Below are 12724 nucleotides of genomic sequence, written 5' to 3'. Positions count from 1 at the left end.
TATCCCATTTTCGTGACATCATTCGCATAACGACAAAATACTTTCTTTTCACTTTAACAAAAACTTTACAAACTAAAGTTTTTACGATACTAATTAAGCCTTTCTCACAACAGCTTATGGAGACATGTCTATGCAAACAACGTTTACCCGTTCTTTATTGGCAAGTGCGATTGCACTTGGTCTTTCTGTTTCTGCTTTTGCGGCGAAAGTGCCTGAAGGTACTGTGCTTGCCGACAAGCAAGAAGTCATTATTAACAACAGCTCAGAACCATCCAGTTTTGACCCTCATAAAACAGAAGGCGTGCCAGAAGCACAGGTTTCATACCAATTATTAGAAGGTTTAGTGACTAAAGATTCAGCGGGTGAAGTGATTCCGGGGGTAGCGGAAACATGGACAAACTCGGATGATTTCAAAACATGGACATTCAAATTACGTAAAGATGCAAAATGGTCTAACGGCGATCCAGTTACCGCACACGATTTTGAATTCTCTCTTAAACGTTTAGGCGATCCGAAAACCGCATCACCTTATGCAAGCTACCTAAACTATCTTCAAGTTGAAAATGCACAAGATATCATTGATGCGAAAAAAGCACCAAGCGAGTTAGGCGTTAAAGCCCTTGATGATTACACTTTAGAAATCAAATTAAGCAATCCAGTGCCATACTTAGTTGGTATGATGACTCACCAAACCATGTTACCAGTGCCAAAAGCGGTAGTTGAGAAATTAGGTGATGCATGGGTGAAAAAAGAGAACTATGTCGGTAACGGTGCTTACAAACTCGCAGAACACGTGATCAACGAAAAAATCGTCTTTGAACGTAACCCACTTTATTGGAACGACAAAGAAACTGTGATCAATAAAGCGACATTCTTAATGATTTCAAATGCAAGTACAGACGTACAGCGTTACCGTGCAGGTGATTTACATATCACTAGCTACGCATTACCGCCAGAGCAGTTCCCAACGCTCAAAAAAGAAATCCCGAATGAAGTGTTTGTAACACGTACGCTTTCTACTTACTACTATGAGCCAAACAACGAAAAAGCACCGTTTAACGATGTGCGTGTACGTAAGGCATTAAACCTTGCGTTAGATCGTAATGTGATTACGGATAAAGTATTAGGTCAAGGTCAAACCCCGACTTATGTGTTTACGCCACCGTACATTACGGAAGGTCACTTAATCCAACAACCTGAGTATTCAAAACAGGATATGGCATCTCGTAAAGCAGAAGCGATTAAGTTGTTAGAAGAAGCTGGCTTTAGTAAATCAAATCCACTTAAATTCACGTTGTTATATAACACTAACGAGAACCATAAGAAAATTGCGATTGCAGCGCAATCTATCTTAAAACAAAACACAAATGGTATTGTCGATATCAAGCTTGAAAACCAAGAGTGGAAAACCTTCTTAGATACTCGCCGTGCGGGTAACTATGATGTGGCGCGTGCAGGTTGGGCAGCTGACTATAACCAAGCATCGACTTTCGGTAAATACTTCTTGTCTAACTCAAGCAATAATACAGCTAAATATAAGAGCGAAGCTTATGATGCAGAAATTAATGCAGCATACAAAGCGGGCAATGCAGAAGAGCGTGCAGCAGCGTATGCAAAAGCGGAAGCACAGTTAGCGAAAGATTATGCGATCATTCCTATCTATAACTATGTCAACCCACGTTTAGTGAAACCATTCGTGAAAGGTTATGAAGGTAAAGATCCACAAGATGACATCTTCTTAAGAAACTTATATATTATTAAACAATAATTTTTTTGTAAGCGGTGCGATCTTCTTAAAAATTTGTAAAATTTTGAGAAGATCGCCCCGCTTGTTTTATTTATAAGTGTGGATTGGAGAATTTACCTATGTTTAAGTTTATAGTTAAAAGGATTTTAGAAGCAATTCCGACGCTTTTCATATTAATTACATTTTCATTCTTCTTAATGCGTCTTGCACCGGGTAGCCCGTTTACCTCTGAGCGTGCTTATCCGCCTGAAGTAATGGCGAATATTGAAGCGAAATATCACTTAAATGAACCGTTATATAAACAGTATTTCATTTACTTGGAAAACCTATCTAAAGGGGATTTTGGGCCGTCTTTCAAATATAAAGATCAAACAGTGAATGATTTGATTGCCTCTGCTTTCCCTGTATCTATTAAATTAGGGATTGTCGCCTTTATCTTTGCGGTCACTCTAGGGTTACTGGCAGGCACGGTCGCCGCCTTGAAGCAAAATAGCAGGTGGGACTATATTGTGATGTCCTTTGCCATGACGGGCGTCATTATGCCGAGCTTCGTCTTTGCACCGTTATTAGTGCTATTCTTTGCGATTTACCTCAAATGGCTACCTGCAGGTGGCTGGAACGGTGGACAACTTTATTATATGGTCTTGCCGGTATTATCATTAACCATTGCTTATGTAGCAGGGATTGCTCGTATTACCCGTGGTTCGATGATTGAAGTGTTACATTCTAACTTTATCCGTACCGCAAAAGCGAAAGGATTACCGCTAAGCAGAATTATCTTTAAACACGCTTTACGCCCTGCGTTATTACCAGTTATCACCTATTTAGGCCCTGCATTTGTGGGGATTATTACGGGGTCAATGGTGATTGAAAGTGTTTTCGGTTTACCGGGTATCGGACAGCTTTTTGTCAACGGTGCGTTAAACCGTGATTACTCTTTAGTGTTAAGTTTAACGATTTTGGTCGGGACATTAACCATTACCTTTAATGCGATTGTGGATATTCTGTACGCCGTGATTGATCCGAAAATTCGTTATTCATAAGGAGTCAGTGAGATGTTAAATAACAAAAAGAATCAGGAACTTGCTGAAAAATTGGCGGAGCAAAATGCCGATCTGATTTTAGAAGGTCGTAGCCTTTGGCAAGATGCTCGTCGCCGTTTCTTCCGCAATAAAGCGGCGGTTGCCAGTTTGATTATTTTATTCTTTGTGGTGCTGTTTATTACCTTTGCTCCGATGCTCATGCCGTTCAGCTATGAAGATACTGACTGGAATATGATGAGTGCTGCACCCGATATGGAGTCAGGCCACTATTTCGGTACAGATGCCTCTGGGCGTGATTTGTTGGTGCGAATTGCCATCGGAGGACGTATTTCTTTGATGGTTGGGATTGCAGGGGCATTAATTGCCGTGGTGATCGGGACAATTTACGGTGCGATTTCAGGCTATGTCGGCGGTAAAGTGGATATGGTAATGATGCGTTTATTGGAAATCTTAGGCTCATTCCCATTTATGTTCTTCGTAATTTTATTGGTCACCTTCTTCGGTCAAAACATTCTTTTGATTTTCGTGGCAATCGGGATGATTGCATGGCTAAGCCTTGCTCGTATTGTACGTGGACAAACCCTCAGCTTGAAAAACAAAGAGTTTATTGAAGCAGCGATTGTCTGCGGTGTGCCGAAACGCCAAATTATCTGGAAACATATTATCCCGAACGTATTAGGTATCGTGGTCGTTTATGCTTCGTTAGAAGTGCCTTCTCTCATCTTATTTGAATCATTCTTAAGCTTCTTAGGCTTAGGCACACAAGAGCCGATGAGTAGCTGGGGCGCATTATTAAGCGATGGCGCAGCTCAAATGGAAACATCGCCGTGGCTATTGGCATTCCCAGCCTTTTTCCTCTGCTTAACCTTGTTCTGTTTTAACTTTATTGGCGACGGTTTACGTGATGCCCTCGATCCAAAAGATAGATAGGAGATCTCATGTCAGCGATACACAATTTACTTTTAGATGTGCAAGATCTGCGTGTCAATTTTAAAACCCCCGATGGCATGGTCACCGCCGTAAACGATCTCAACTTTACCCTGGATGCAGGGGAAACGTTAGGGATCGTAGGGGAATCAGGTTCAGGGAAATCTCAAACTGCCTTTGCGTTAATGGGCTTATTAGCAGCAAACGGCATTGTGTCAGGTTCGGCAAAATTTCGTGGCAAAGAGTTAGTCAATTTACCGACAGCGGAATTAAATAAAATCCGTGCTAATGAAATTGCGATGATTTTCCAAGACCCGATGACTTCTTTAAATCCGTATATGAAAGTCGGCGAACAGCTGATGGAAGTATTGATGCTACACAAAGGGTTAGGTAAAGAAGCAGCATTCAATGAATCGGTCAAAATGTTAGATGCGGTGAAAATGCCAGAAGCCAAAAAACGTATGGGCATGTATCCTCATGAGTTTTCAGGCGGTATGCGTCAGCGTGTGATGATTGCCATGGCATTACTGTGTCGTCCAAAATTATTGATTGCCGATGAGCCAACAACCGCATTAGATGTGACGGTTCAAGCACAAATCATGACGTTATTAAATGAACTCAAACGGGAATTCAATACCGCCATTATCATGATTACCCACGATTTAGGGGTGGTGGCAGGGATCTGCGATAAAGTGTTAGTCATGTATGCGGGAAGAACGATGGAATACGGCACGGCGGATCAAATTTTCTATCATCCGACCCACCCTTATTCGATTGGTTTAATGGATGCAATTCCACGTTTAGACGGACAAGCGGAAACCTTAGTCACCATTCCGGGCAATCCGCCGAATTTATTACAATTACCAAAAGGTTGTCCGTTCTCGCCACGTTGTAAACATTTTAGCTCTCAATGTCTAGTTGCCCCGCAATTAGAGCGTTTAGATGACGGTCGTTTACGTAACTGTTGGATTCCAGTGGAGAAGTTTGCCCTATGAGCCAAAATATGACAGAGAAAAAATTGATTCTTGAAGTCACAAACTTGGATGTGAACTTCAAAATTAAAGATAAAAAAGCCCTCTTTTTTGCTAAACCGCAAACGCTCAAAGCGGTCAATAACGTATCGTTTAAATTGTACGAAGGGGAAACCCTTGGCGTTGTGGGTGAATCTGGTTGTGGTAAATCGACCTTAGCCCGTGCCATTATCGGCTTGGTTCAATCATCGGCGGGGAATATTGTGTGGTTAGGCAAAGATTTGAGCCATCAATCGAAAGCAGAATGGAAAAATACCCGCAAAGATATTCAGATGATTTTCCAAGATCCGCTCGCCTCGCTCAACCCGCGTATGAATATCGGCGAAATTATTGCAGAGCCGTTGAAAATTTACCAACCGCAGTTAAGCGAAGCGGAAGTAAAAGAACGTGTACAAGCGATGATGATGAAGGTCGGCTTATTACCAAACTTAATCAACCGCTATCCCCACGAGTTCTCAGGCGGACAATGTCAACGTATCGGAATTGCCCGAGCGTTAATTATTGAACCGAAAATGATTATTTGTGATGAACCTGTTTCTGCGCTTGATGTGTCGATTCAAGCTCAGGTAGTGAACCTATTGAAATCATTACAGAAAGAGATGGGCTTATCGCTGATTTTCATTGCCCACGATTTAGCCGTGGTAAAACATATTTCTGATCGCGTATTGGTGATGTACTTGGGTAATGCGGTGGAGCTAGGTACGGATGACGAAGTGTATAATCACACTAAACATCCTTACACCAAAGCGTTAATGTCTGCCGTGCCGATTCCTGATCCAAAATTGGAACGCAATAAAGAAATTCAATTACTGGAAGGGGATTTACCGTCGCCGATTAACCCACCGTCAGGCTGTGTGTTTAGAACACGCTGCCCGCTTGCCGATGAAAGCTGTGCGAAGGAAAAACCTCTGCTGAAAGGCAACGATAGCCACTTTGTCGCTTGCTTTAAAGCTTAAAAAGCCAAATACAAGCGGTCGGATTGGCAAAATATTTTGCAAATCCGACCGCTTGTGATATATCAAACCGATTAAATAAATCGTTCTTTTATCTCTTTACTACCCATTCCAAAAATAACGCACAACATGGAAGTAAATCGGTGCGGCAAAGCAAATTGAATCGACTCTGTCCAACATGCCGCCGTGTCCGCTGATCATATTTCCCCAATCTTTGACATGATGATCCCGCTTAATCGCCGACATTACCAGTCCGCCGAAAAAGCCCATCAGGCAAATAACCAAACCAATTCCCGCTGCTTGCCAATAACTGAACGGCGTTATCGGTGCCATAAGCGCGGCTAATCCCGTTGCGGAGGCAATACCGCCCACGGTACCGGAGATGGTTTTAGACGGCGATAAGGTTGGCATAATTTTGGGACCGCCAATGGACTTTCCCCAAATATATTGCAACACGTCGCTCGCTTGAACCGTCGCAATCATAAAAATCAGTAATAGAATATTGTTGCTGCTGTCAAAACCGTCCAATTCCAAAAACAGCAATGCCGGTACATGTGATAAACAGAAAATACAGATCATCGCCATCCACTGCGTTTTTGCCGCCCGCGCTAAAAACTGCTCGGTATTACCACTCAAACTCGCAACAATCGGTAAAATCAAAAAGCCGTAAACCGGGATAAAAATCGAAAACATTCCGTACCATTGTGACCAAACAAAATAATATTGTATCGGGAGCAACAAATAAAAGCAGACAACCATGCTGTAATAGTCGCTTCGCTTCCGATAAACCAAGGTCATAAACTCACGTAATCCGACGAAAGAAATTAGAAAGAATAAAATAATCGTGCCGATATGCCCGAACAAAAATGCGATAAACAGCACAAGTACCATCGCCCACCATGCATTGATACGATCAATTAGATTCACGATCGTCGTATTTTGCGCCCCGTATTTTTGTTTCAGCAACTCTCCAATCACACTGGCAATAATCAATACGGCAAACACTGAAGCAAAAATATAGCCGACTTGCTGAGAAATCATACCGCCTCCTTCCTTTCCGGTGCTAATGCCAATAATGCCGCTTGCGTGCGATCAAGGAAAGCTTGTTTCTCTTCCCCGCCATTCCATTGCAACGGCTCGCCAATACGGACTTCGCATAATAACGGCACCGGCAGCCATTTGCCTTTCGGCAATACCCGATTAATATTGTGGATCCAAATCGGTACAAACTGTACATCAGGATTACGTTTTGCCAAGTAATAAATCCCCGTTTTAAACGGCAACAACGGAATGTTTTCATCAGTATTACGCGTACCTTCCGGAAAAATAATCAAAGAATGGTCTTTTAACGCTTCTGTCATTTGTTCGGTGATCGCTTTCGGATCATCACTTTGGCGGGGAATCAGTAAACCGTTAAAGACACTCTCGATAATGAATCGCTTAATCCGCCCCGATTGCCAATATTCGGCGGCGGCAACCGGGCGAGAATAAAGCCGCCAGCGGGCGGGCAGTGAATTCCAAACTAAAATGAAATCACCGTGACTGCTGTGATTGGCGTAATACACTTTCCTTCCCGGCTCAAACGCCATTTCATAGGGGGATTTCGTGCGAATACCGGTCAAAAAAGAAACAAACCGACAAAGTATATGGTTGGTCAACCACGCTAACGCCTTTTTGATACATCGTTTCATCGTCTGTTCCTTAAGCGTGCAAAAATAGTAATACCAGCTGTGCTGCCGTCGCATAAACAATATATTTCCACAGCCTTACCGCACCTTCTGCCCGCACTTCAAGCGGTCGGTTTCCTAACGATTTTTTCAAATTCAATTCATCTAATGAACGGTCGAGTTCTTCGGTGGTGAGATGGTGATACGCTAATTCCACGAAAAGCAGTTGATCGAAATACACCCTGACATGCAGGTAAATAAGTAGCGCAGCCAATAGCACTTGTAGAGAAAATGAACTGCCTCCTGACTGAGCTGCTAAAACCAAAATAACCAAATTAGCAATGCCGATATAACGGGCGGTTGCCAATAAATTTGATGTAACACGCGCGTGTGCAGACATATGTCCTCCTTAAAAGAATGAACAAGCGGTCAGATTTTCGCAGAATTTTGCAAATAGGCGATCGCTTCTTTTACCGCTTGCTCGGTTGCAGGCGGAAATACCATATTCGGGCGGACTCGGCGCAAATGTTCGACAGCCTGAGCAATCGTTTCACAACCGCCGAATACAACCAACCAAACGACCGTTACCGCCGCGCTGCGCCCGTAACCTAAAGCACAACACACCAATACGGACGCATTGCGTTGTCGGCAACGTTCCACGGCCTGTGCCGCATAGGCTAAATCACCGACCTCCGGGGTTGCCATATCCAACATCGGCACGCTGACATAATCTGCCGGCGGATGCAGGCAAGGATATTCTCCGCACATATCCACCACGGCATCGAACGCCTTGGCTTGAGTCACCGAACCGATATAAACCCCTTGTTTCACTTCACTGTATTTCGCTTTGTTTCTCAACCAACAAGCGATATTTACTCGGATACAGATGAAGTTAGGGAATAATAGCCACGAAGAAGCGGCGGAGAGTTTGCCGTCTTGCTGTTTTTGGAAAACCCGAATGCCGCCCCAGCCGTGTGCGTAGGCAACCAGCCCCAATGCCAGACTTATCCAAATAAACCATAACCATACACCGCCGAAAAACGCCGGTATCGCCGTGAGTACGAAACCAATCAAATACAATCTCATTTGGGCCAAGCGGGAAGCCGTGATTGTCTGCCATTTTCGCAACGGGCTCGGCTGCTCATAAGGCAATGCCCAAACGACTAACCAACCGACCAATGCTCCCGTCGGCAAATCGATAAAGTGATGTTGATAGGTGGTAAGAATAGAGACAGCAATTAATCCTAACCAAAGCAGCAACGGAATACGCCACGTTCTCGGCAAATAGCGCCAATAAAACATACCGACAATCACGGTTAAAATAATATGCAAAGAAGGGGCTTGATTATAAGGTTGGTCGAAAGTTGCCAACGAGGCGAATAAATAGCCTGAAATCCCTGTTGTTTCAGGTTTTGTCCAACTAAATTGTAACGGGAAAAGTAAAAAACAGCTCACCGCAATCACTTGCGCCACGACTAAATGCGTAATATAACGGTGCAGTTCCTGACGAGAACGGGCAAAAAAGAAGGCAAGTGAATACATCACATTGAGCGACCAATAAGGCACGATCGTCCACGCTAAAAACGGAATGTGTTGTTCCCACTCATAGACGATTTCGGGCACGTCCGCCCGTTGTGCGGTAAACCAATTGCTTAAACCGTAACTGGCGTAAAACAACATGCCGACTGCCAGTAAATAGCCTAAACGATGCCGCAGATGTTTCATCATTGCCTTGCTCTCTTATTCGCAAAATAACACGCCAAACCGACCGCTTGTCCGCCGCTAAACGGCATTTACTTTTTCACTGCCAAGCTGACGGTAAATATGCCGTCTTCATCAATCCATTGATGGATTTTTTCAAAACCGGCTTTTTCAACCAGTTGATCCATTTCTTGTTGACTGCGACGGCGCATTACCCAATCCGGACTGCCCTCTTTATGGCTGGTTAAACAGCGGGCGATCAGCTCCAACTGCGGGTGCCAAGGCTGACCGGTGTAAATCAAGTAACCGCCGGATTCAATCGCATCACCGAATCCGTAAATCGAATTCAATATTAAATCATTATCGGCAAACAGTTCATGTAAACCGGAGACAATTCCCAAGGTCGGGCGAGGCGAAAGATCACGATAATTGTTGCGATCATACGCATTCACTTCATCAAAGGTCACAACTTTTTGCAAATTGCGATCTTCAATTAGCTTCCGCCCCGCCGCCACGTTAATCGGGCTGTAATCCCGCAGACGGACTGAGTCGGGCAAACTCTCGTCCATTAATGCATCCAATACATAGCGCCCGTGACCGGAAGCAATATCCAATACATGAACCGGTTTACCCGCTTGGCGCAGTTTTGCCATTGCCATGTAAATCGCTTTGCCGATATTTACTTTGCGCTGCCGAATTCCGCGCCAACCGATTGCATTCAAGTAATTTTTATCGACCATCAGCCCGAATTTATTCGTTCCCTGCGGCTCATTGCGATATACATAATCCAAAGTTGAACCCGAATCGTATCCCGTTTCTTTGCCGATTCTGAGTCCTTCGCTCCAATTAGCACCTAATTTCATCAACCAGCGATAAGCCGCCCAAAACGCCCCTCGCGGACTATACGGGGACAACGGCGTTGCCAATTCATCCGCTTCGATACGGCTTTGGCTGTGAATATGCGCCTGCGTGACATCCACGACGGACAGCGGTTGATTAAAACGCTCACGGATAAAACGGCGCATTTCTTTAAATGCCGCTTCCCGTTGCTCCTCTCCTAAGGTATCGTGATAAAAACCGTCTAATACATGGCGTTCTTTAATATGGCTGCCCAAACGATTGTAAAAATCGTGCTGAGGTTGATGATGCACGACCCAGTCACTCCCCGAAATCAGCAACTGAATCGGTGTGGTAATTGCCTGTGCATCAGCCACTACTCTATCCGCCGCGTCATATAATCCGAGTAAAATACGCACGGAAATTGCACGAGCGATCAACGGGTCGTTGTTATAACTGTCTTGTCGCGCCTTATTGTGCGTCAGGTAGTGGGCTTTTACGTAACTGTTGACAAAGAAATTTCCTCGCCATTTATACATCAATTTCAATCCCGCACGGGCGAACGGCACATACAATTTCACTTTAAACGCCGGTGAAGCCAATACCGCACAACGAATTTTCGGTGCGTAATCATGCAGCCACGTCGACACCAACACCGCTCCGACGCTTTGCGCAATCACCGCAATATTTTCCGGCTGAATACCATACTCCCGCCCGATATGTTGAATAAAATCCTGAATATCGGAAACCGACGTCCCCAAACTCGGGCTGTCACCCCGCTCACCCGGACTTAACCCGTGCCCGCGCGCATCCCAAGCAAAATAGGCAAAATCCTCAAAACCCAGTTCATCGGCGACAAACATCATCCGTCCGGAATGCTCGTGTCCGCGGTGAAATAACACTATCGCTTTGTCCTGACTACCGTCTTTTGCCGGGCGATAACGATAAAATAACTGCGTATTATCGGCTGTGGTAAAATATTTTTCCTGCTTAATGAGACTTTGCATGAATGACTCCTTTATGCTTACGCTAAACCGTTTTTTACCCGTCTGTAACAGGTAATCACCAAGGCAACACACGCCAACCACATAATAATAGTGAAACTGAAATGAAACTTACCGACTATGGCGTACCACAGCGCCAACGCACCGATAAAAAACGCCCGATCGCTTTTACCGAAAGGACCGTCATAACGGCGTCCGTTATTACCGTGAACCTGCCCGAGCACGCCACAAAATTCCGTTATCACTGCTAAGAAAATAAACAACCCGATTTGAAAACCGTTAAACGGCGCAATAAAAGCAAACGGCAAGTACAGTGCCGCATCGGCAACGACATCCGTCAGTTCGTTCAAATAACCGCCTAACTTTGATTGCCAATGAAATTCCCGCGCCAACATACCGTCAATCGCATTTAATGCCATACGTAAAAACAGCCAAATTGGTAATAACCCAAAAAGTACGGAAGAGAAAGAAAAGAGGCTGAGAAATCCGCCAAGGAAAACGGAAACCCAAAAAGCAAACAGAGTTACTTGATTGGCGGAAATACCCTGTTTATCAAGTTGGCGAGCAATCGGACGGAGTAAATCCTGAAATTTAGGTTTAAGTGCATAAATGCTCATAATCTACACCTTCTATTGTTGATATCTTGTGCAATAGTAGCGATTAATTCCGCTAAAAACAAGTGATTCAATCAGAAAAAAGCTTGAAATATCAAAGAAATAAATCAATTAATCGAAAACGACAAGCGGTCTGATTCCACTGATTTTTTGCAAAAAACAGACGAAATCCGACCGCTTGTATGAAAGCCTTACTTTGTCAGAACAACATTCAATTAAAACAATCGCTTAGACATATCCAACCAATCATTTTTAGATTTACGACGCATATTATTAATCGCTTCAATAATATCATGATGCACCAATTCTTCATTTTGAATACCGACACAGCGACCACCCAACCCCTGTAGCAGCAGATCAACGGCAAAAATGCCCATACGGGAAGCCAATACACGATCAAAAGCGCAAGGCACACCGCCCCGCTGAATGTGACCTAATACCGTTGCTCTCGTTTCACGGTGGATTCTCGCCTCAATATCTTTAGCCAACTGATGTACATCAGTAATCAATTCTGTAATAGCAACAATCGCATGGCGTTTCTTCGTCAATTGATTCTCTATCTGACGAATCAATTCTTCACGATCAAACTGATCAGCGGAAGCTACAATATATTCACAACCACCGGCTATTGCAGCGGTAATGGTTAAATCACCGCAATGTCGCCCCATAATTTCAACGATTGAAACACGATGATGAGAGCTACAGGTATCGCGTAATCTGTCAATCGCATCCACTGCGGTTTCTAACGCCGTTTGATAGCCGATTGTATAATCCGTTCCCGCGACATCATTATCAATGGTGCCGGGAATGCCGATACAAGGGAAATTGTGCTCTTCTGTGAGTAATTTAGCGCCCATATAAGATCCGTCGCCACCAATTACAACCAACCCATCAATGCCGTGTGAGCGTAGGATTTCCACACATTTGGTTCTGACTTCAGGCTGCTTAAACTCCGGGAAACGTGCGGAACCTAAAAAAGTCCCACCTCGATTAATGACATCAGATACGCTATAGCGATCTAATGATTTGATTTGATTTTCATACAAGCCTTGATAACCGTCGTATACACCGTACACGTCCAGCCCTGCGGATAACGTGGAACGAACCACCGCCCGAATAGCGGCGTTCATTCCCGGCGCATCACCGCCACTTGTCAATACTGCAATTTTCTTGACCATAGACTACTCCCTCTATACAAAT

General features: G+C 44.1%; 12 protein-coding genes. 5 read left to right on the top strand and 7 right to left on the bottom strand.

The genetic code is table 11. The features are described 5' to 3' along the window. Positions 1-130 precede the first annotated feature (130 nt). The 5 genes from ACEYJ7_RS11340 (at position 131) to oppF (ending at position 5704) form a co-directional block, all read left to right on the top strand. Positions 131-1768 (top strand): ABC transporter substrate-binding protein, encoded by a 1638-nt coding sequence (locus ACEYJ7_RS11340; protein ID WP_373779208.1) that lies wholly within the window; start codon positions 131-133, stop codon positions 1766-1768. Positions 1769-1866: 98 nt separating this feature from the next. Further along, positions 1867-2790 carry an oligopeptide ABC transporter permease OppB gene (gene oppB, locus ACEYJ7_RS11335; RefSeq protein WP_135672916.1) on the top strand — a complete coding sequence of 308 codons (924 nt, stop codon included), beginning with the start codon at positions 1867-1869 and terminating at the stop codon, positions 2788-2790. A gap of 12 nt (positions 2791-2802) precedes the next feature. Further along, positions 2803-3720: an oligopeptide ABC transporter permease OppC gene (gene oppC / locus ACEYJ7_RS11330; RefSeq protein ID WP_373779207.1), complete on the top strand. Its 918-nt coding sequence runs from the start codon at positions 2803-2805 to the stop codon at positions 3718-3720. An 8-nt stretch (positions 3721-3728) separates the two neighbouring features. After that, a complete protein-coding gene (locus ACEYJ7_RS11325; protein WP_135672918.1) occupies positions 3729-4712 on the top strand; it encodes an ABC transporter ATP-binding protein in 984 nt (327 codons plus the stop codon). After that, positions 4709-5704: a murein tripeptide/oligopeptide ABC transporter ATP binding protein OppF gene (gene oppF, locus ACEYJ7_RS11320; RefSeq protein WP_373779206.1), complete on the top strand. Its 996-nt coding sequence runs from the start codon at positions 4709-4711 to the stop codon at positions 5702-5704. The genes ACEYJ7_RS11325 and oppF overlap by 4 nt, the downstream gene beginning before the upstream one ends. A 99-nt stretch (positions 5705-5803) precedes the next feature. Here the strand turns inward: oppF and ACEYJ7_RS11315 are convergent, their stop codons facing one another. The 7 genes from ACEYJ7_RS11315 to pfkA form a co-directional block, all read right to left on the bottom strand. Continuing rightward, positions 5804-6742, bottom strand: a complete 939-nt coding sequence (locus ACEYJ7_RS11315) for a phosphatidate cytidylyltransferase (protein ID WP_373779205.1) — start codon at positions 6740-6742, stop codon at positions 5804-5806. Further along, positions 6739-7392: a lysophospholipid acyltransferase family protein gene (locus ACEYJ7_RS11310; RefSeq protein ID WP_373779204.1), complete on the bottom strand. Its 654-nt coding sequence runs from the start codon at positions 7390-7392 to the stop codon at positions 6739-6741. Before ACEYJ7_RS11310 ends, ACEYJ7_RS11315 begins: the two co-directional genes overlap by 4 nt. 10 nt (positions 7393-7402) lie before the next feature. Next, entirely contained in the window at positions 7403-7768 is a 366-nt protein-coding gene (locus ACEYJ7_RS11305; RefSeq protein WP_373779203.1) for a hypothetical protein, read from the bottom strand. A gap of 29 nt (positions 7769-7797) precedes the next feature. Beyond that, entirely contained in the window at positions 7798-9096 is a 1299-nt protein-coding gene (locus ACEYJ7_RS11300; protein WP_373779202.1) for a phosphatase PAP2/dual specificity phosphatase family protein, read from the bottom strand. 65 nt (positions 9097-9161) lie between these two features. Continuing rightward, the gene (locus tag ACEYJ7_RS11295) at positions 9162-10913 is read right to left on the bottom strand and encodes a bifunctional alpha/beta hydrolase/class I SAM-dependent methyltransferase (RefSeq protein ID WP_373779201.1); all 1752 of its coding nucleotides are present in this window, start codon (positions 10911-10913) and stop codon (positions 9162-9164) included. 17 nt (positions 10914-10930) lie between these two features. After that, positions 10931-11527 carry a CDP-alcohol phosphatidyltransferase family protein gene (locus ACEYJ7_RS11290; protein ID WP_373779200.1) on the bottom strand — a complete coding sequence of 199 codons (597 nt, stop codon included), beginning with the start codon at positions 11525-11527 and terminating at the stop codon, positions 10931-10933. Between the two features lie 212 nt (positions 11528-11739). Next, positions 11740-12702, bottom strand: a complete 963-nt coding sequence (gene pfkA / locus ACEYJ7_RS11285) for a 6-phosphofructokinase (RefSeq protein ID WP_373779199.1) — start codon at positions 12700-12702, stop codon at positions 11740-11742. Positions 12703-12724 lie beyond the last annotated feature (22 nt).

Source organism: Glaesserella sp., from assembly GCF_041814905.1.
In the GTDB taxonomy this organism is placed as follows: Bacteria; Pseudomonadota; Gammaproteobacteria; order Enterobacterales; family Pasteurellaceae; genus Glaesserella.
This window is presented reverse-complemented; position numbering and strand designations above follow the sequence as displayed.